This is a genomic window from Thalassoglobus sp. JC818, assembly GCF_040717535.1.
Lineage (GTDB): Bacteria > Planctomycetota > Planctomycetia > Planctomycetales > Planctomycetaceae > Thalassoglobus.
On sequence record NZ_JBFEFI010000013.1, the window covers coordinates 44,321 to 64,639 of the forward strand.

The 20,319-nt window shown below is 53.4% G+C and carries 15 protein-coding genes; 11 read left to right on the forward strand and 4 right to left on the reverse strand.

Annotated features, from left to right (window positions below):
* Positions 1-34 precede the first annotated feature (34 nt).
* The 7 genes from AB1L42_RS22020 (at position 35) to AB1L42_RS22050 (ending at position 11,425) form a co-directional block, all read left to right on the forward strand.
* Complete coding sequence (locus tag AB1L42_RS22020; protein WP_367061645.1) at positions 35-1,099, forward strand: Ldh family oxidoreductase; 1,065 nt, start codon at positions 35-37, stop codon at positions 1,097-1,099.
* 53 nt (positions 1,100-1,152) lie between these two features.
* A complete protein-coding gene (locus AB1L42_RS22025) occupies positions 1,153-4,020 on the forward strand; it encodes a DUF1553 domain-containing protein (RefSeq protein ID WP_367061651.1) in 2,868 nt (955 codons plus the stop codon).
* A gap of 80 nt (positions 4,021-4,100) precedes the next feature.
* Positions 4,101-4,823, forward strand: a complete 723-nt coding sequence (locus AB1L42_RS22030) for a hypothetical protein (protein ID WP_367061657.1) — start codon at positions 4,101-4,103, stop codon at positions 4,821-4,823.
* On the forward strand, positions 4,820-8,254 hold the full coding sequence (locus AB1L42_RS22035; protein WP_367061662.1) for a PVC-type heme-binding CxxCH protein: 3,435 nt from the start codon (positions 4,820-4,822) through the stop codon (positions 8,252-8,254). The genes AB1L42_RS22030 and AB1L42_RS22035 overlap by 4 nt, the downstream gene beginning before the upstream one ends.
* A 24-nt stretch (positions 8,255-8,278) precedes the next feature.
* Positions 8,279-8,785: a YfcE family phosphodiesterase gene (locus tag AB1L42_RS22040; RefSeq protein ID WP_367061667.1), complete on the forward strand. Its 507-nt coding sequence runs from the start codon at positions 8,279-8,281 to the stop codon at positions 8,783-8,785.
* Between the two features lie 135 nt (positions 8,786-8,920).
* Positions 8,921-10,402, forward strand: a complete 1,482-nt coding sequence (locus AB1L42_RS22045) for an aldehyde dehydrogenase family protein (RefSeq protein ID WP_367061670.1) — start codon at positions 8,921-8,923, stop codon at positions 10,400-10,402.
* 234 nt (positions 10,403-10,636) lie between these two features.
* Positions 10,637-11,425 carry an enoyl-CoA hydratase gene (locus AB1L42_RS22050; protein WP_367061673.1) on the forward strand — a complete coding sequence of 263 codons (789 nt, stop codon included), beginning with the start codon at positions 10,637-10,639 and terminating at the stop codon, positions 11,423-11,425.
* Between the two features lie 37 nt (positions 11,426-11,462).
* Here AB1L42_RS22050 and AB1L42_RS22055 read toward each other — a convergent pair whose 3' ends face one another.
* Positions 11,463-12,842, reverse strand: coding sequence for an MATE family efflux transporter (locus AB1L42_RS22055; protein ID WP_367061676.1), 1,380 nt, complete (start codon positions 12,840-12,842; stop codon positions 11,463-11,465).
* A gap of 419 nt (positions 12,843-13,261) precedes the next feature.
* On the opposite strand from AB1L42_RS22055, the gene AB1L42_RS22060 reads away from it, so the two are divergent.
* The 4 genes from AB1L42_RS22060 to AB1L42_RS22075 all read left to right on the forward strand — a co-directional run bounded on the left by AB1L42_RS22060 (position 13,262) and on the right by AB1L42_RS22075 (position 17,241).
* On the forward strand, positions 13,262-14,536 hold the full coding sequence (locus AB1L42_RS22060; RefSeq protein WP_367061679.1) for a Re/Si-specific NAD(P)(+) transhydrogenase subunit alpha: 1,275 nt from the start codon (positions 13,262-13,264) through the stop codon (positions 14,534-14,536).
* Positions 14,537-14,751: 215 nt separating this feature from the next.
* Positions 14,752-15,024, forward strand: a complete 273-nt coding sequence (locus tag AB1L42_RS22065) for an NAD(P) transhydrogenase subunit alpha (RefSeq protein ID WP_367061785.1) — start codon at positions 14,752-14,754, stop codon at positions 15,022-15,024.
* A gap of 51 nt (positions 15,025-15,075) precedes the next feature.
* Positions 15,076-16,452 (forward strand): NAD(P)(+) transhydrogenase (Re/Si-specific) subunit beta, encoded by a 1,377-nt coding sequence (locus tag AB1L42_RS22070; protein ID WP_367061682.1) that lies wholly within the window; start codon positions 15,076-15,078, stop codon positions 16,450-16,452.
* 231 nt (positions 16,453-16,683) lie between these two features.
* Positions 16,684-17,241, forward strand: a complete 558-nt coding sequence (locus AB1L42_RS22075) for a hypothetical protein (protein ID WP_367061685.1) — start codon at positions 16,684-16,686, stop codon at positions 17,239-17,241.
* A 93-nt stretch (positions 17,242-17,334) separates the two neighbouring features.
* Here the strand turns inward: AB1L42_RS22075 and AB1L42_RS22080 are convergent, their stop codons facing one another.
* From AB1L42_RS22080 to AB1L42_RS22090, 3 genes are all read right to left on the reverse strand, one after another.
* Positions 17,335-18,132, reverse strand: a complete 798-nt coding sequence (locus AB1L42_RS22080; RefSeq protein WP_367061688.1) for a HEAT repeat domain-containing protein — start codon at positions 18,130-18,132, stop codon at positions 17,335-17,337.
* 176 nt (positions 18,133-18,308) lie between these two features.
* Entirely contained in the window at positions 18,309-19,229 is a 921-nt protein-coding gene (locus tag AB1L42_RS22085; RefSeq protein ID WP_367061691.1) for an alpha/beta hydrolase-fold protein, read from the reverse strand.
* A gap of 102 nt (positions 19,230-19,331) precedes the next feature.
* A complete protein-coding gene (locus AB1L42_RS22090; protein WP_367061694.1) occupies positions 19,332-20,189 on the reverse strand; it encodes a deoxyribonuclease IV in 858 nt (285 codons plus the stop codon).
* Positions 20,190-20,319 lie beyond the last annotated feature (130 nt).

A 20,319-nucleotide genomic window follows, 5' to 3' on the forward strand; every position in this document is an offset into this window, starting at 1 on the left:
CCCGCAGCTCACCCCACTCCAAGTATCCGCACTTATGCCCGTATTGAATCAGAGTCAACTTTTTGACGTCGCGAACACTCTCCTCAGTGGCGCAGGTGTTCCCGCAGAAGATGCGAAGATCGTCGCTCAGGAACTCTCCGACGCGAATATTGTCGGACATGACAGCCACGGCATCATGCGGTTGATGCAATACGTCGACTTCATCCGCGATGGTCATGTCAAAATTGGAGGAGAATTTGAAATCGTCCGCAACGCCCCAGCGTTCGCCGTTGTTGATGGAAACTTCAACTTCGGACAAGTGACAGCCAGAAAAGGACTGGCCCTCGGGATCGAAAAAGCTCGATCAGCAGGGACCGCGACGATCATGATGCGAAACTGCAATCATGTGGGGCGACTCGGAGCTTACACTCAAGATGCCGCCAATCGTGGATTCGCAGCCATCATGGCTGTGAACGCTCCCGGCCCAGGAGGAGTTGCCCCGTTCGGTGGAATGGAACGCCGACTTGGCACCAATCCAATCAGCATGTCTGGTCCATCGATCAATGGACCACTCGTCCTCGACATGACCACCAGCGCAACCGCCGAAGGAAAGTTGCGCGTCGCAAAACAATCGGGAAAGACTGTCCCTGACGGAATGATCATCGACGGGTACGGAAAACCTTCCTGTGATCCGAATGCCTACTATGACAAGCCATTCGGCTCTATCCTCCCGCTCGGAGGTCCCGGATTGGGACACAAAGGGTACGGTCTTTCCGTCATGGTCGACGTCTTCTGCGGCATGCTTTCCGGCAGCGGTGTCTGCCGCACAGATCTCCCTCGTGGAGCCAACGGGGTTTGGCTGCACCTGATGGATGTCGAACAATTCCTTCCACGCGATGAGTATGATGAGTGGATGTCGAAATACGTGAGCCATCTGAAAGATTGCCCACGATTGCCCGGAGTTGACGAAATCCTCCTTCCGGGAGAACTCGAAGAACGAGTCAAGCAACAGCGCTCAGCCAACGGAGTCGAAATTCCACCAGAGACTTGGAGACAAATCTCGGAGTTGGCGGCATCATTGAATGTCTCTCTCGATTTCGCGGCAGAGAGTTCATCGTAAAAGCTCAAACTAACTTCAGCGACACGCGTCTTCATTCAACTTAAGGTCGCTTCATGCTTCGTATCTCGACGGTCCTCAGAAGTATTCTTCCGCTCGTCGCTGTCATGATTTCGACAGCGACGGGACAGGAAATCGATTTCACGAGAGACATTCGTCCAATCCTTTCAGGGAGATGCTATGCCTGTCATGGTCCCGATCCGGAAACTCGTGAAGCTGGCCTGAGACTCGATCAGGAAGAGGCATCACAACAGACTCTCGACAGCGGCGAAGCAGCGATCGTTCCCCATGACTGGAGCAAGAGCGAACTCATCGTTCGCGTGACCACGTCAGACGACTACTCACGGATGCCTCCGCCGGAGCACGGAGCTGCGCTGACAGCAAAAGAGATTGACCTGATCAAACGATGGATTGAACAGGGAGCAAATTACGCTCGCCATTGGTCATTCGATCCCCCTCAACGCCCCGACCTCCCGGATGTGGGCAACTCCAACTGGCCGCTGAATCCGATCGACAATTTCGTTCTGGACCGATTGGATCAAGAAGGGCTCAAGCCATCTCCGATGGCCGACCGCAGCACACTCATTCGCAGAGTCTCTCTCGATCTGACAGGACTTCCCCCAACCCCCGGAGAAGTCGAAAGCTTCGTCAATGACAATTCCCCCGACGCTTACGAACGCCTCGTCGAGCGACTACTCAGCTCGCCACGATTCGGCGAACGTTGGGGGCGGATCTGGCTCGACCTTGCTCGCTATGCAGACTCGGCTGGGTACGCTGATGATCCTCCGCGAGAGATCTGGAAGTACCGCGACTGGGTCATTAACGCGATCAACGACGGAATGCCCTTCGACCAGTTCACGATTGAACAAATCGCCGGCGACCTTCTTCCCGATCCGACAGACAATCAGTTAATCGCAACCGCGTTTCATCGGAACACGATGACCAACAGCGAAGGAGGAACCGATGACGAAGAGTTTCGCAGTGCTGCGATCGTTGATCGTGTGAATACAACCATGCAAACCTGGATGGGTTTGACGATGGGATGTGCGCAATGCCACACGCACAAATACGATCCGATCACCCAGACGGAATACTATCAGGTGTACGCCATCTTCAATCAAACTGAAGATGCCGATCGGCGTGATGAAGCCCCTGTCCTTAAAACCTGGACACCTGAACTCCTCGTCAAAAAACAGCGGCTCGAAGAACGAATCCGCTCGTTGCAGAAACAACTCGATGAAAGTGCCAGCCCCGGTAACTCCGAACTCGTTGGCGCGGGTACTCCAACAGGCCCTGTGGTTGCACGGTATGTCAGAATCGAACTTCCCGAAGAAGACCAGATACTTTCGCTGGCGGAAGTTCAAGTCTTTTCCGGTGATGAAAACCTGGCACTCAACAAACCCGCAACGCAAAGCTCCACAGCTTATGACGGCCCGCCTGAGTTGGCAGTTGACGGGAATACTTCGGGAGAGTTCTTCGAGCAAAAATCCACGACACACACCGAAAAGGAAAACTCGCCGTGGTGGATGGTCGACCTGCAACGCGATGCAGAGATTAGCCTCATCAAAGTCTGGAATCGAAACGATAGTCCAACGATCTTCCAAAGACTCAACGGTTTTCGTGTCGTGCTCCTTGATCAGGAGAAAAAACCGGTTTGGGCGAAGACTGTTTCAAAAGCTGCCGAGTTCGACTCGACAATCCAAGTTCCTCAAACCGAAACTGCCTTTTCGAACGACGAAGTTCGCGAACTCATCACAGTCCTGCAGCAGCACTCACCGCGCATCAAAGCGTTGCAGAAAGAGATCGATCAACTCAAAAAGCAACAGGCAAACCTGTCGCCGATCAACACTCCGATCATGCGTGAACTCCCCGCTGAGAAACAGCGGACAACGCACATTCAAATTCGCGGCAACTTTCTCGACCTTGGCGATGAAGTTCAGGCTGGTGTCTTGAACGAGTTCCATCCGATCGAAGTTGACACTCCCAATCGACTCGAATTCGCCCGCTGGTTGATGTCTCCCGACAATCCGCTGACTGCACGAGTTCTGGCCAATCGCCACTGGGAAGTTCTCTTCGGACGAGGCCTCGTGGAAACCAGTGAAGACTTTGGAATGCAGGGAGAGCTTCCCAGCCACCCCGAATTGCTCGACTGGCTGGCGACCCGTTTCATCGAATCGGGCTGGAGCCAGAAAGACCTGATTCGTTTAATTGTGATATCGGCCACTTACCGACAGTCCTCCGACACCACTCCTGAGATCATCGAGCGAGATCCCGCGAACCGACTACTTACCCGAGGACCACGGTTCCGCCTCTCCGCTGAACTCATTCGCGATCAGGCCCTCTCTCTTTCAGGTTTGCTCAGCGACAAAATGCTTGGAGCGTCGGTCAATCCTCCTCGTCCGAAACTCGGCCTTAAGGCAGCTTTTGGAGGCTCAACCGACTGGGAAACCAGCACCGGAGAAGACAAGTTCCGTCGAGGGATCTACACCACCTGGAGAAGGTCGATTCCATATCCCTCGATGGACGCATTCGATGCTCCGAGTCGGGAAATCTGCACCGTTCGGCGAATCCGAACAAACACCCCACTGCAGGCCCTCGTCACTCTCAATGACCCGGTCTATGTCGAAGCTGCGCAAGCTCTGGCAGGTCGAATCCTCACCGAAGGCGGAGATGAGCTTGAAAAACGCCTCACGTACGGGTTCCAACTCTGTACGTCCCGATCCCCGAATCCCTCTGAGCTGGAAGTTCTGACGAGAACATTTCAACTCGTGCAATCTCAGTTCGAATCGAAAGAGCAAGAGGCTGCCAAGCTGCGAGCCATCCCAGAGATCGCCGAAAGCGATGTCTCATTCGCCGAGCAGGCGAGCTGGACGACCTTGTCAAATGTTTTACTGAATCTTGACGAAACCTTAACGCGTCGGTGACACTCTCCAGCGGCTTGTTGTCAGCGTCGATGGCTCTGACATTTCGCCGATTTGAGATTTTTAAGAGTAGATTTATCAAGATGGTTTCCCCACGCTTCCTGCCGTTGTTTCTGAGTTTACTGACAACGCTTCCGCTGCTGACATCCGGTTGTGCGCCCAAGATTCAGGCTGTCGACGACCTGAACGGGATTCAGTCGACTTTCGACCAATTCAAGACAGCTGTCCGAAACCGCGAGGGAGACGCCGCAGCTGCACTCGTCACAGAGAACTCGATTGAGCGCTTCGACGAACTTCGAAGCTGGGCAGTCTCCGACTCGCCAGAGCAGCTCTCAGAGCGCCCCGTTCTTGAGCAAATCGAAGTCTTGAGGCTCCGCCACGAACTCACTCCAGAACAGCTCAAGAACTCAGATGGGAAAAAGGTCATCGCCATTCTCGTGGAACGGGATGAGCTTCCGACACCATTCGTAAAAGAGTCCCAAATTGCTGAACCAGTATTTCAAGGGGATCGCTGTATTCTTCGAATCTTCGACAATGCCGGTCTGGCCAAAGAGCGTATGACATTCCGCAGAGAAGATGACATCTGGAAACTCGACATCGCCTCGATGGAACACGTCCAAGAGAAAATCTACAACGGGATGAAACGCAAGCGGAAAATGTCCGACGAAGAAATCATTGAAGAAATCTCCGCGACATGGGATGACGACCGCGATATCGATACACTCCAAGACACGACAGATCAAACGGCCCAACCGGATCAGCCGGAGGCCGTTCCTCAATCGGAGACGGAACAGGATTCTCAATGACTATGCGGCAATCGATTGTCTGCGTTTCTCTTCTCTTCACTTCCCTTTCAGCAGCGTACGCACAACGCGACCTGAAAGAGATCCCCTCACCTGATCCAGAGTTGGAACGGGAAACGTTCATTCTCCCTGAGGGATTTGAAGTCAATCTGTTTGCGGCAGACCCCGCGATTGCCAAACCGATTCAGATGAACTTCGATCCGCAAGGACGCCTGTGGATTGCAAGTTCCGAAACTTATCCGCACATCGAACCCGGTGCGGTTGCCAACGACAAGATCCTGTATCTGCAAGATGTCGATGGCGACGGAGTCAGTGATCGAACGGAAATCTTCGCCGACGGTCTTCTGATTCCGACAGGAGTCATTCCCGGAGACGGAGGTGTTTACGTCGGAGCCAGTACTGAGCTTCTGCACTTCAAAGATACCGATGGCGACGGCAAAGCCGACGAAAAAAGAATCGTCCTGTCTGGCTTCGGGACCGAGGACACGCACCACATCCTCCACACCCTGCGATACGGCCCCGAATCACTTCTCTACTTCAATCAGTCAATCTACATCCACAGCCACATCGAAACTCCCTGGGGAATCAGGAGATTGAACGCCGGAGGAATCTGGCGATTCCGACCTGAAACGCTGGAACTCGAAGTGTTCGCGCGTGGACTCGTCAACCAATGGGGAACCGATTTCGACCAGTACGGCCAGACGTTCGCAACAGACGGAGCCGGTGGCGAGGGAATCAATTACATCGTCCCCGGTGCTTCTTACGTCACAGCCTTCGGAGCGAATCGAATTCTCCACGGCCTCAACCCCGGCAGCCCGAAGCATTGTGGACTCGAAATTGTTGAGACACCAGATCTGCCGGAAGACTGGCAGGGAAGTCTGATTACCAACGACTTCCGCGGACACCGTGTCTGTCGATTCGTCCTCACCGAAAGCGGATCGGGATACCGATCTCAGGAACAACAGGAGGTCATTAAGTCCGATCACGTCGCGTTCCGACCCGTTGATGTCAAACAAGGCCCCGATGGATCGATCTACATTGCCGATTGGTACAACCCGATCATTCAACACGGTGAGGTCGACTTCCGAGATCCCCGCCGAGATCACACTCACGGTCGCATCTGGCGAGTGACCTACACAGGAAACAAAACCAATCCACCGCTTGATATTGGATCACTCGACGTTGACCAACTCCTCGAACTCGTGGCCACTTCGAATCGATACTACCGGCAGCAGGCCAAAGTCGTGCTCAAGGAACAAGGGGAAAGCATCCTCCCGACTGTCAAGCAATGGGCGACGTCTGTTAAAGACAACCAACAGGATCGCCTGCTTCTCGAAGGGCTCTGGATTTTCCAATCCCTGGGTCAGCTCGAACATGACCTTTTGAATCGATGCCTCAACTCGGACAATCACAGTGTTCGGGCAGCTGCGACGCGAGTCGTTGGACAAATGGTTTCAAAAATTGACGCCCCGCTCCAGATTCTCTCGGAACGCATTCTCGACTCCCATCCTCAGGTTCGCCTCGAGGCAATCTGTGCTCTGTCGCACGTTACAGATCCCTCTGCGGTGGAAGTCGCTCTGCAAGCTTTGACACTCGATGTCGACGAAAACATCGACTACGCGTTGTGGATGACTTGTCGAGACCTCGAACCTTACTGGGCTCCGGCTCTCGCTCGTGGAGAGCTTTCGCTCGATGCCCCTCCTCAAGCACTTCCGTTCCTGTTGCGAGCAACCAACAACAACACCGGAGTCGCCACGCTTGTCACTCGACTGAAGGACGGCACCCTGACTGCCGATTCGCTGGACGATGCTCTGAAAGTCCTCGCGGATCTTGGAACAAAGGAACATCTCGGCGAGGTTTACGATCTGGTACTCGCTGAGCAAACTCCGTTGAAGCTTCGAGCTGATCTTCTCAACACGCTGACAGAAGCGGCGAGACAACGAAATCAAGTTGCCAACCGACCGCACGACCCTCTTTCAGATCTATTGAATGAAGAGAATCCGGCATTTCGCGTGGCCCTCATTCGGTACGTAGGAGCTTCCAAAGCAACGGAGCTGAGATCAGCCATCGAAGAGCTGATCGCAAAGGAAAACGCGTCTCTCGGAGAACGCATCGAAGCTATCCATTCCTTCGGTCAGTTTTCCGACGCAGCTTCTGCATCTCGGCTGACGCAGGTCGCAAAGTCCCAGATGCCTCCGGAAATTCGCCGTGCTGCGCTCATCGAGTTACTTCGCTTCCGACCGCAACAGGCTCCTGCACTCATCGCCGATTTTCTGCAAACTGCTCCGCCGCAAGTCATCGAACCGCTCTTCTATGCCATCATTCAACGCAAGGGAGCAGAAGCCGCCGTCGCTGCTGCGATGAAAGACCTGTCTTACCCGAAAGACGTGGCTGTGATCGGATCACGCGTCCTAGGATCATCTGGCCAACAGGATTCCGAACTCGCCAAAGTCCTTCGTCAATCCGGACAACTGGCGGACGAGCCCGTTCAGCTCAGCTCTGAAGAAATGCAGCACCTCGTGGCCCAAATTCAAGCCAATGGGAATCCGGCACGCGGTGAAGAAATCTTCCGTCGCGCAGACCTCAACTGTCTGAAATGTCACGCGATTGGACCGGCAGGCGGCCAGATTGGATCGAACCTTGTCAGTCTCGGAGCGACGGCACAATTGGACTACGTCGTTGAGTCACTTCTCGATCCCAACGCCAAAGTGAAAGAAGGCTATCACACCGTGGTCGTTGCGACAGACGAAGGAAAAGTCTACTCGGGAATTCAAACCCGAGAGTCTGATGATTCACTGTATCTCCGCGATGCGGAAGGCCGCGAACACGTCGTCATCAAAGACGAAATCGTTCAACAGAAACAGGGGCTTTCCCTGATGCCCGCCGGTCTGACATCTTCAATTACAAACAACGAACTTTTGGATCTGTGTGCGTTTCTTTCATCGCTGGGACGAACTCCCGAGTTCACAATTGGAACCAAACCCGTCGTCCGAAACTGGGAGACAATCGAAGCCACGAATGAAGCAGCGTATCAATTGCGACGAACGAGCTACGCCGACACAGCCACAGACAACGACGCATTTCAATGGAAAACCGTTTACAGCTACGTTGACGGTCGACTGAATTTGAATGACCTCCCCGAAGTTTTCGTCCGCAATCGCTCTGCCCCCGGAAATCGCGGAATGAGTTTCGTTCGAGTGAAATTCGAATCGACTGACGGAATCGTCGGTTTCGATCTGCAAGATTCAACTGGACTTCAGATCTGGCTCGATGGTCAACCGATCGAATCAGCCAAGCGCATCCAGGCAGAAACCTCCGCAGGTCCTCATCAACTTACCATTGCTGTCGACCGTGCTGTTCGCACTTCTCCAATCCTCTTGAGTCCGGTAAACGGTGATGACTTCGCCATCATCGACCTCCCGGCACAGAATTAAAACGTCGAGAAAGGAAGCCCATTGATGAGGATTGGAATCGTCAGCGATACTCACGGAAACCTCGAAAACACGTCACTGGCAGTTGAGCATCTTCGATCCCACGAGATTGAAAACGTCATCCATTGCGGTGACATCGGCTCAGCGTCTATCCCGTCAGAATTCACGGAATTTCAAACGCACTTCGTGTTTGGAAATGTTGATTCCGATGTGGCGACGCTTCGTCAGGCAATCAACGACGCCAACGGAACCTGCCACGGTCGCTTCGGGGAAGTCACGCTCGGCGGACGAAAAATTGCCTTCTTACATGGAGACGACGCAGCTCGAGCGAATCAGACGATCGAATCCAACGAGTACGATCTCGTCTGTTACGGACACACGCACAAGGCAGAATCCCATCAGGAAGGATCAACGCTGGTCCTCAATCCCGGGGCTCTCCATCGAGCCAATCCGCACACCTTGGCGATCGTCGACTTGACCGATCTTTCCGTCCAACATCTTCCATTACGACCAGAGCCAGGAGCGACGAAGTAGCGTTCGCATGATCCGCAACTCGATTTTCAACCGATCGAGAATTCGTGAGCGAACCGCTGGTGAAATCCAGACGAGAATGTGCGACAATCGCATCAGTGAACGCTGATTCAACCCACTCTCTCACTGGAGGAATCGATGTCAACCGCCACAACTTCGCCTAGTGTGATCGCTGCCCCGACAGTCCGCCAGACTCAGATGCTGATCGACGGCCAGTGGTGTGACTCCACGAGTGGCAAGACCTTCGCCACCTATCATCCAGCGACGGAAGAGAAAATCGCCGACGTTGCTCTCGCGAATGCGGACGATGTTGATCGTGCAGTCAAAGCTGCACGTCGGGCATTCGAGTCAGGCGACTGGCCAGCAATGGATGCCCGTGATCGCGGTCGACTTCTGAATCGCCTGGCTGACTTGATTGAAGAGAACGCGGATGAACTCGCTGCGCTGGAGACACTCGACAACGGAAAACCAATTCGAGACGCTCGCGCAGCTGACATCCCACTGGTGATTGATTGCCTTCGATATTACGCCGGCTGGGCAGACAAGATCACCGGCGAAACGATTCCCATTCGGGGCAATTACTTTTGCTATTCGCGTCGTGAACCCTTGGGAGTGTGCGGACAAATCATCCCCTGGAATTTCCCTGCGCTGATGGTCGCCTGGAAATGGGGACCAGCACTCGCTGCCGGATGCACGATCGTCATGAAGCCGGCTGAGCAAACTCCTCTCTCCTGCCTGCGACTCGCCGAACTGGCAACCGAAGCAGGCTTCCCACCCGGTGTGATTAACATCGTTCCAGGATTTGGAGAAACTGGAGCTGCAATTGTTCGTCACCCCGATGTCGACAAAATCGCATTCACGGGATCAACGGAAACCGCACAACGAATCATGTCCGATGCAGCTCAAACGCTGAAACGTCTGACATTTGAACTCGGTGGCAAGTCACCGAACATCATCTTCGGTGACTCAGATCTCGATGCCGCAATCGAAGGAGCGGAGTTTGGACTGTTCTTCAATCAGGGTCAGTGCTGTTGTGCGGGTAGCCGTGTTTTCGTCGAGCAATCTGTGCATGAAGAGTTCATCGAGAGAGTCGTCAGCCGCGCCCAAGAGAGACGACTTGGCAATCCGTTCGATGAAAACACGACACAGGGCCCGCAAATCGACATCGATCAATTCCGGAAGATCATGCACTACATCGAACGTGGCAAACATTCCAAAGCCACGTGTGTGACCGGTGGCGAGCGCGAAGGCACGCAAGGCTTCTACGTTCAACCAACGATCTTCGACAACGTCACCGATGACATGGACATCGCAACGGACGAGATCTTCGGACCCGTCATGAGCGTGCTTCCGTTCCGTGATATCGACGAAGTGATTGAACGGTCGAACAAGACCTACTACGGACTCGCAGCTGCAGTCTGGACGAAAGATGTCGCAAAAGCTCACCACATCGCCAACTCCGTCAAAGCGGGAACCGTGTGGATCAACTGCTATGACGTCTTCGATGCAGCTGCCCCATTTGGCGGGTTCAAGATGTCTGGAATCGGACGAGAACTCGGAGCTGCTGCGCTCGCAAACTACACGGAACACAAGACCGTGACGATGAATCTCAACTCGTAACACGAGTCTTTGAAGCGATCGCCCTCAAAGCGTCTACACCGTGTGGGTGCCGTCCCATGCGCACATGTCGCAGTTGCTTTCCAACAGTGATGCTGCGCTCGCTTCGTCTGCTAGAAATGGTTATCGTCCGGTTTGCCTGCACAGCCTTGCCATAACCCAAAACGAGTGCAACAAAGCCTCGTCGTTACTTCAAACTCGCACTAAGAAGTTGCGAAGCATAGAGACTGAGAGACGATGAATTCAGAAGCTGTCAACGAGTCCGAACTGATCCGAACCGATGTCGACGGAGTGTCGACACTTCAACTCAATCGTCCCAATCGTCGACATGCTTTGTCGTTGTCATTGTTGTCCGAACTTGAAACGACACTCCTTTCACTCAAGGACGACCGCTCAATTCGCGTCGTCATCATCGCATCCGCCGGGCCGGTCTTTTCGTCCGGCCATGATCTCGGAGAGATGCAGCAACGAACTGAAGAGGAGTACTCCACTCTGTTCGCCACCTGCGCACGAGTGATGATGGCCATTCGCTCGATGCCTCAACCCGTCATCGCCAGAGTTCAGGGTTTTGCAACTGCTGCTGGATGCCAGCTTGTTGCTGCATGTGATCTGGCTGTTGCCGTCGAGACAGCTCAGTTCGCAACTCCCGGAGTCAAAATCGGGTTGTTCTGTACCACTCCCATGGTTCCACTCGTCCGCAACATCGCTCCCAAGATTGCGATGGAAATGCTGCTCACCGGTCAGCCGATTTCCGCAAAGCGGGCACTCGAAGCGGGTCTCGTCAATCGTGTCGTTTCAGAAGAGGAACTCGATTCCACAGTCAAAGAACTGACGACTGCCATCGTCGCTTCAAGTCGACGCACACTCGCCCTCGGCAAAGAAGAGTTCTATACGCAACTTGAGATGACCGAAGAGGAAGCTTACGCACGAGCCGTTACCGTAATGACGAAAAATGTTCTCGAACACGATGCTCAGGAAGGCATGGCTGCGTTCCTGCAAAAGCGGCCTCCCGTCTGGAGCGAGTAATTGGCCAAGTTTGCTTCGGCGCTGCTTCCCTGGTGGACTACAAACGGACGCGCAACCATCGACGCGACCAGAATCGCCAAGTCGCGATCACTCCTCGTGCAAACATGTCGGCGTTCATCCCGACCCAAGCGCCCATCAACCCCATCTCCAGCGTGACTCCGAAAATGTATCCCAACGGAATGCGGATCAGATAAGTCGTGAACATGGCCACATACAGGGGAAATTTTGTCTCTCCTGCACCGCGGATCGCAGCGAAGTAAACGATTGAAAGAATCAACGGAATCTGAAACAGGCCAACGACTCGAAACGCAGGAATTCCCACAGCACGGACAGCTTCGTCCCGGTTCATTTGGTTGTAGATCCAATCCGCACCGAACACGAACCAGGCGGTGATCAATACTCCGAGGAGCGTACACTGCATGGCTGCTTCGTGTCCGGCGCGAACCGCACGTTCTTTGTTTCCTGCCCCTAGCGACTGACCAACCATCGTCGCTGCGGCCGCTCCGTACGCAACGGCTGGTAGATAAGTAATTGCTTCGACTCTCACTCCGATGATATGGGCAGCGAACTCTGCTTTACCGAGTCCAGAAATCACACGCAAAAAGATGCAGTGCCCGACCCACATGACGATCCCTTCCATCCCGGAAGGAACGCCTATCGCCAGAATTTTCCGAACGGTTTCTCCTCGCAGGCTGAGATCCGCAGGCACCAGCGATAAGCCGCTGAACCCCATGATAAAAATGGCGAGTATTAACAGCCCTCCGCACACTCTCGCCACAACAGTACCAGCGACAATTCCATCCACTCCCCATGGTTCAATCGGCCCGATTCCATGAACAAGCGCGGTCGACACGATCACATTCAGAATACTTACGGAACCGAACACCCACATCGGCGTCTTCATATCACCGCAACCTCGAAGAGCAGCGGCCAGCACCAGGCTGAAACTCGAAAACAACAAGCCGATGGCATCAACGCGAAGATACCGCACAGCGATTTGAGCGGCTTGCCCATCAAGCCCCATCAGCGTCACAAGCGTCGGCGCAGCGAGGAGAATCACCCCCATAAAGAACAGTCCGGAAACGAGAGAGAGTGCCAGTGAACGATTTGCGACAACGTTTGCCTCATCTCGCTCATCTGCACCCCATGCCCGGGATATCAGCGCTGTCGTTCCCGTCGCCACGAGTGAAAAGATTAGCGACGCCAACCAGCCGACATACGCAGCGACACCAACGGCCGCAGTGGCATCGGTCCGAATATCACTCGTCAGGTTACCTGCCAGATAGACGTCGTAGAACCCAACGAGAAAATTGAGCACCTGTTCCCCAAGCACCGGAAGCGCCAGGAAGAAAACAGTTGTACGAAGAGGACCTGTCATCAGGTCAGCATGAGTCGGAGTGAGTCGAGCGCGAGACATTGATGAATTCTAGAGCAAGTTGCTCTTTTCTGTGCACTCGCTTGTGCTGTTTCATCGGACAAAAGGTGGAGTTTGCTCGTGCGAGTGAGTGTACGCCATACTCAGAAATGCTCTCGAAGAACTTGACCGCTCGTATGCAGCGACACGCGCTAGCAAACAGTCCATTCAACAAAAGAATCAAGTTTATCGCTAAGAGACAACGAAGGTGGTGAAAGATCGATGCTGGGCATGGTCACTCCGTTGTCGTCGAGACACAAACAAAAACTCATCCACACACACTGATGTGAATTGCGAGAGATCCGAACGAATACAGAATCTCCTTCCGTGAACCCTACCTGACTCCCCGATTGCACGATACGATGGGGCCACCATCTCCTTGACCTTTCAATCGATAGGATGCGTGACTCGTGATTATCGGAGTGACAAAGGAAACATTCCCAGGTGAGCGGCGTGTCGCCCTGGTTCCAGCATCGGTTTCGGCATTGAAGAAACTCGGAGCTGAAGTCACCGTTCAATCTGGTGCTGGAGTCGAGGCAGGGTTCCCCGATTCAGATTATGAGGCGGCAGGCGCCAAACTCGTTGAATCGCGTGAGAACATTCTGGAGACAGCAGATGTACTGCTTCAGGTTCGCGCAGCGGTCGCGAATCCAGAACACGGATCGGCTGATCTCGCATCTCTCAAGCCGGATCAAGTCCTGATCGCACAGTGTGATCCTCTTTCAGATCCCAAGCAAATGCAGGATGCAGCTACGAAGAAGGCTGTCATTTTCGCATTGGAACTGGTTCCGCGAATTACTCGTGCTCAGAGCATGGACGTGCTCTCATCGATGGCGACAATCGCTGGTTACAAAGCCGTTTTGATGGCAGCCAGCACCTCACCTCAGATGTTCCCGATGATGATGACTGCAGCGGGAACACTCACCCCTGCTCGCGTCTTCGTGCTCGGTGCAGGCGTTGCTGGTCTGCAAGCCATCGCGACCTCCAAGCGAATGGGAGCAGTCGTCAGCGCATACGATGTTCGCCCTGCTGTGAAGGAACAGGTCCAAAGCCTGGGAGCCAAATTCATTGAAATGGATCTTGGCACTGCTGAAGGCGAAGGTGGTTATGCCAAGGAGATGGATGAAGAATTCTATCGAAAACAACGTGAACTGATGCTCAAAGTGATCGCCGACACAGATGTCGTCATCACAACTGCAGCGATCCCAGGCAAGAAAGCGCCGATCCTCGTCACCGAAGAAATGGTCGAAGCGATGCCACCAGGCGGAGTCATCGTTGACCTTGCTGCCGAACGGGGTGGAAACTGCGAGCTCACCAAATCGGGAGAAACCGTCGTCGCTCACGGCGTGACCATTCTCGGCCCGGAAAACGTTCCATCAGACATTCCGCGTCATGCGAGCCAGATGTTCTCGAACAACGTCACGACCTTTCTCAAGTCGCTGATCAAAGACGGTGCAGTTAACGTCGATCTGGATGACGAAGTCATTGCCGGGACTCTGGTCACATACAAGGGAGAGATGGTCCATCCGCTGTGTCGAAAGATCGCTGGCCTCGAAGAGATTTCACTCGATCAGTTCAAAGCTCCCGAGCCAGATCCTTACGCTCCCATTCCACTCGCCTCAGACGATGAGCCGGAAGAATCCAAAACAGAATCAACGGAAGATTCCCCGGAATCGAAAACCGATTCGGAAAGCTAAGTGGAGTAACGGAAACTGAGCTCCACCAAAGTTCATTTCTGGCGACGTGTTGAGAATCGAAACGTTCACAACTTGATGAAATAGAGTGTCACATGCCATTCCATCCATTGCTGCTAGTTGTTCCAGCTGGTTCCGAGAAAGCGATCCAGCAATCAATCGAGCAAATCGGTGAAATGACCGAAGCAATCTCGACAGTTGCGGGATATTCAGCTGGCATGGCACTGGTCCAGGGGCTGACAGTCTTCGCTCTCGCTGTCTTCGTCGGCTTCGAAATCATCACAAAGATTCCCCCGACCCTGCACACTCCGTTGATGTCGGGTTCGAACGCCATTTCGGGAATCACGCTCGTCGGGGCAATTTTCGCGACCGGGGCCCAACAGCACGATTTCGCAACTTTTCTCGGTTTTCTGGCAGTCGTCATGGCAACGGTCAACGTGATTGGCGGCTTCATGGTCACCCATCGAATGCTGCAGAAGTTCAAACGGTAACCTCAGGCATTTTCGTCCATCTCGTCGTTCACTCGATCAGGAGTTGTTGTCTTGTCTCCCGTCTGGCTAAATCTGAGTTACCTCGTCGCTGCCGTTCTTTTCATTCTCGGTCTCAAGGGAATGACTCGCCCACGGACAGCTGTCCAGGGGAATCTTCTCGGTTCGATCGGAATGTTCGTGGCTGTGGTGGCCACTTTGCTGGCCGCGGGTGTCGTCGGCTACGTGTGGATCTTGATCGGAGTGCTGATCGGCGGAGCGATCGGAGCCTATTTCGCCCTCACGGTGAAGATCGACCAAATGCCGGAGATGGTGGCACTTCTCAACGGTTTCGGCGGCGCAGCTTCGATGTTTGTGGCAACTGCTGACTTCTTCCGAAATTCGGATGTCGCTTCGACGGACGTAATTATCGCGACGGGTATCTCCGCATTGATTGGTTCAGTGACCCTCTCGGGAAGTCTCGTTGCTTTCGGGAAACTGGCTGAGCTCGATTTCGTCAAGAAACTCAAACCGCTCGACAATCAGCAGATCATCAATGCCGGAATCGCAGGCGTGCTAGTGGTTCTGATTGCATTGCTGATCACTCACCCGATGAACTTCTGGCTCTGGCTGATCGTCATCACAGCACTCGCATTGGGTTATTTCCTGACGATCTCCATCGGCGGAGCGGACATGCCGGTGGTGATCGCGCTTTTGAATTCCTATTCCGGTCTGGCTGCCGCAGCGACCGGGTTCGTGTTACAAAACAATGTCTTGATCATCGCAGGCTCGCTCGTCGGAGCATCCGGACTGATTTTGACCAAAGTGATGTGTGATGCAATGAATCGCTCGTTGCCCGCTGTTCTCTTTGGAACATTAGGGCCAACGGCGGATGGACCAAGCGCAGACGAAGTTTACAAGACCGTGAAATCGACTTCCGCGGAAGAGGTCGCCATGCTCATGGAAATCGCGAGGAAAGTCGTCATCGTCCCGGGATACGGCATGGCGGTCGCCCAAGCTCAGCACTCCGTCCGCGATTTGACCAATCTCCTCAAGAGTCGAGGGATCGAAGTCACTTTCGGGATTCACCCCGTCGCTGGCCGCATGCCGGGTCACATGAACGTCCTTCTTGCCGAAGCAGACATCCCTTACGATCTGCTGAAAGAAATGGACGAAGCAAACTCCGAGATGGAGCAAACGGACGTCTGTCTGGTGATTGGTGCCAACGACACCGTCAATCCTGATGCCCGCACCAATCCGAACAGCCCGATCGCCGGAATGCCGATCATTAACGCTGACAAAGCTCGGACTTGTGTGGTCATCAAACGAAGTCTCAGCCCCGGTTTCGCCAAGATCCCGAATCCGCTTTTCGCAAACGACAACACTCTGATGCTGTTTGCTGACGGCAAACAAGCAGTGATGGATATCATCACCGCCATCAAAGAAGGTTAGTCCGTCAATCCGGAAGAGATTGGCAGCGATTCGTTTGAGCAATCAGGCCGACAACCACCGCCATTCCGCCTCTGCTCGTTTGGAGCCTCGTTCTTCTCATCCCAAAGTAAGTGATCAGTCTTCTGGATTTTCCGGTGGCTGGTGCTAGCATACGAATTCACGAGTGCCGGAATCCTCCCGGATTCGTGAATAACTCCTCCCAACTCGAACTTCCCTCCTTGTGAGAAATCCATGAATCCACGAACTGTTGGACTTCTGTTCGCCATTGCAACTGCTGTTTTCTGGGGACTTTACGGACCAGCTCTCGGCAAATCACGAATCGTCGGTCAGACCCCGTTTAAGCCGTACATTTTCATCGGCATTGCCTACCTCATCTGGGGATGTCTCGGCGGAGCGATTGCGGTTCAGATGTCTGGAGATGGTTTCGCGTTTCCAGCAAAAGCAGGCTGGTGGGGATTCATCGCAGGAACGTTGGGAGCTTTCGGAGCTTTAACGCTGACGTTCGCAATGTACAAATCTCACGATGCGTCTCTCGTCATGCCCGTCGTCTTCGGCGGAGCGACATCAGTCGCAGCCATCACAGGGCTCCTGATGCAGGCACAGGCGGGAAAAATGCATCTCGATTTTCGGCAGGTTATCGGATTTGTGCTCGTCGTGGTCGGTGTCGTGCTGATTCAAAAATACTCAGCCCATGGCCCCGCTCCGAAACCGGCCACACAAGCAGTTGAATCAAGCAGCGATGCTGGAGCCGAATCGGCAACAGCTTCGAGTGACTCTGCAGCGACATAGTGTGTTTCTCAGAAAGAAGTCGACCTGGATGCCCAAAGAACGTTGCCTCTGAACTTATGTGGTGGGGTAAAACGGGGCAGCCGTGGATTTGGTTTAGTCATCCGCAAAGGGATCGTATTCCAGGTCGTCGCTGTCGAAACCAAGTGACAGCTTGAGTTCCTCCGCAGTCTTGCGAACTCCTTCATCGCTTTCGTCTTCAATGATTTCATCGAGGAACTCTTGAAGATTCGGCGGACGAAGTTCTCCCAACGCTTCAACCGCCGATGCCCGCACGCGATTCTTGGGATCTTCTTTTGCCAATTGCTGAAGATCGGAAACCACTTCCAGCACTCCGAGACTTCCGAGCCCATTGGCACCCCACATCCGATCGAGCCACTCCTCCGCCTTCAATTGCTGAATAAGCGGCTGTAATGCTCGCTCGTCTTTTGTCTGCCCCAATAGGCGTGCGGCCGGAGAGCGAGTAAGCACTGCGGAGTGCGACAGGAGTTGAATCAATGGCTCAACTCCCACTGAAGCCACCGCTTCAGAACGTTTCAGAAGAGATCGTTCTGCGACGTTGCGTACCTTATTCACGCTGTCGGAGAGCTGACCAATCAACGTCAGAACTGTCGCTGACTCATTGTCTTCTCCCAGCCCCAGTGCTCCCAATTCCCGAACAACCGGGTCGTCAGCTTGTGTGAATTCGAGCAGCCGATTTCGTGATTCTGGCTGCTGAATCCTTCCGAGCAACACCGCCGACTCTTCTCGAACCAGATCAGCACGTTCACGATTCGACGCCAACCCTGCCACGAAGCCAATCATCTCTGGATCAAGGGGAGACGACAGATCTTTCAGCATTGCAATCAGTCGATTGTTGTCGGCAGATTCAAGCTGTCCGATTGTGACTGCCATTTAGTCCCCTTCCTAAACGTAGCGACGAGTTGCTCGCAAGAATTGATGACGACCGAAACGCTGAAACTCAGTACGAGAGAATTTTCTGATTTTGTGTGTACGATCTCGCACGAGCAAGCGCATCCTTTTAACTTATGAAACAGTGCAAGCGAGTGCACCGGATAGAGCAACTTGCTCTATTCTTCTTGAAGACTTCGGCTGGCGCGAAGATTATCAGCGTGAAACTTTAGAATGTCTGGGCCAATCTTCTCGTACATTTTCTTTGAGCTATGCGGAACACCGGGCACTACAACGAACGTGTGTTCGATTCCCAATTCCTTGAGATGCTGACTCCATTCTCGGTTGCCTTCAGCATTGTCGTCATCCCCACCGACCGCAACGAAAATCTTCACATCAGGCCCTGAGTTCCGATTGGCGTATGCCTCTGCTAAATCCCACGTATTGTTTGTTGCCGGCTCAATCGTCAGTGAATCGCTTTCTTTGCCTGAGTTCTCAGAGATACGCTTTTCGTGTTGCTGACCTCCTCCCAGGGGAGCGGCTGAACAGAACAGTTCTGGAAACTTGAAGAGGTAGCGAGCTGTCCCACGACCACCTTGAGAAAACCCTTCGATTGCTCTCCCCGAATGATCAGCGATAGTTCGATACTCAGAATCAATATGTTTCACGAGTTCGCGAAAAGCTGTTTCCCCCAGAAATCCATCGTGATCGTAATGACTGAGCTTACCTCCGTTCGGGAACACAACAATCAATTCCGGAATGACACCGTCTGCCATTGCGTCCTCATAGATGGATGACATCGAGATCGTTTTCGTCTCGCTTCCCGGACGCCCTCCATGCAACCAGTACATGACCGGGTATCGCTTTTGTTCGTTGCCCGGTTTGTTGTAAGAAGGTGGCAGAAGAATGCAGTAACCGACGTCGACACCATTTGCAGAGCTATGAAAAGTATCGTGCTTTAACGCCTTCGAAGCACTGGCAGGAAGTTTATTCACCCACTGGAACGGAGCCCGAACTTTTGTCTTGTTCGGCTGTTGAGCGAGAACAGTCGTTGTGAACAACAGACCGAAAATGAACAGCATCGCATATCGAATTTTCATCGAGTTACCTTTTCAAGAATCGCCTGTCACAAGTGGAACGTCCAGCCAGTAGAGGTTTCAGTATCGGATGAGTTCCTCACCTTACAACGAACCTGGTACTGCTCACACTTCCATCAGACTTTTTAGAACACGCAAATTGACGGCATCCATTTCCTCACCGTCACGCTTTTCTTTTTTGGTTTCCAAATACATGGGGAGAGATTCAAACCGCGCGTCGTTCAGGAGAAAACGAAATGGTTCCACGCCAAGGAAGCCTTCGCCGATATGATCATGCCGATCAACGCGACTCCCCTGCTCTTTCTTGCTGTCATTTAAGTGCATCGCACGAACATTTTGAATCCCGACGTGTTCGTCGAGTTGCTGCATCGTTTCCTCGTACTCCGCAGCTGTCTTCAATCCGTAGCCAGCAGCGAAGATGTGGCACGTATCCAAACAGACACCGAAGCGATCTCCGTCCTCCGCTTCGCCGAGAATCTTCCCGAGATGTTCGAAGCGGTACCCGAGATTCGTCCCCTGCCCGGCCGTCGCTTCGACCCAGGTCTGAACCTGAAAGCCTTTGGTTCTGCGATGAGCTTCGTTGAGACCCTCGATGACTTTGGCGAGACCTTCCTCTTCGGAACTCTTCAGATAAGATCCGGGATGCATCACCACTCCCGCCAACCCAAGCTTCTCCGCCCGTTCCAGCTCAATTACGTAAGCATTGAGTGACTTCTCCCAGAGTTCATCGTCCGGGCTGGCAAGATTGATCAAATAGCTGTCGTGCGAACACGGGCTTTTGAGTCCGTTCTCTTCAACTGCCGCCCGGAACAAATCAGCGTCTTCATCGGTCAGCGGTTTTCCTTTCCACTGATTATTGTTTTTCGTGAAGATCTGAACCGTGTCCATTCCCAAAGCGCCCGCAGCATTGGCAGCTTTGAAGTAACCTCCTGCGATGGAGAGATGAGAGCCAAAAAGCGGCATGAAAATTCCTCTGAAGCTGAATGAATAACGTGGAGTGAATGATCAGAACAATCACTCGTCGACGTGCTGGTGAAAAACGGAAAACGACATCATCCGGTGCAAAGGCCATCGACTCAGGCTATCGCAGCGT

Bases quoted from the DNA above. Each gene is read 5' to 3' on its own strand.
- AB1L42_RS22020 (WP_367061645.1), top strand. From the start codon at position 35: ATGCCCGTATTGAATCAGAGTCAACTTTTTGACGTCGCGAACACTCTC.
- AB1L42_RS22025 (WP_367061651.1), top strand. From the start codon at position 1,153: ATGCTTCGTATCTCGACGGTCCTCAGAAGTATTCTTCCGCTCGTCGCT.
- AB1L42_RS22030 (WP_367061657.1), top strand. From the start codon at position 4,101: ATGGTTTCCCCACGCTTCCTGCCGTTGTTTCTGAGTTTACTGACAACG.
- AB1L42_RS22035 (WP_367061662.1), top strand. From the start codon at position 4,820: ATGACTATGCGGCAATCGATTGTCTGCGTTTCTCTTCTCTTCACTTCC.
- AB1L42_RS22040 (WP_367061667.1), top strand. From the start codon at position 8,279: ATGAGGATTGGAATCGTCAGCGATACTCACGGAAACCTCGAAAACACG.
- AB1L42_RS22045 (WP_367061670.1), top strand. From the start codon at position 8,921: ATGTCAACCGCCACAACTTCGCCTAGTGTGATCGCTGCCCCGACAGTC.
- AB1L42_RS22050 (WP_367061673.1), top strand. From the start codon at position 10,637: ATGAATTCAGAAGCTGTCAACGAGTCCGAACTGATCCGAACCGATGTC.
- AB1L42_RS22055 (WP_367061676.1), bottom strand. From the start codon at position 12,842: ATGTCTCGCGCTCGACTCACTCCGACTCATGCTGACCTGATGACAGGT.
- AB1L42_RS22065 (WP_367061785.1), top strand. From the start codon at position 14,752: ATGGCACTGGTCCAGGGGCTGACAGTCTTCGCTCTCGCTGTCTTCGTC.
- AB1L42_RS22075 (WP_367061685.1), top strand. From the start codon at position 16,684: ATGAATCCACGAACTGTTGGACTTCTGTTCGCCATTGCAACTGCTGTT.
- AB1L42_RS22080 (WP_367061688.1), bottom strand. From the start codon at position 18,132: ATGGCAGTCACAATCGGACAGCTTGAATCTGCCGACAACAATCGACTG.
- AB1L42_RS22085 (WP_367061691.1), bottom strand. From the start codon at position 19,229: ATGAAAATTCGATATGCGATGCTGTTCATTTTCGGTCTGTTGTTCACA.
- AB1L42_RS22090 (WP_367061694.1), bottom strand. From the start codon at position 20,189: ATGCCGCTTTTTGGCTCTCATCTCTCCATCGCAGGAGGTTACTTCAAA.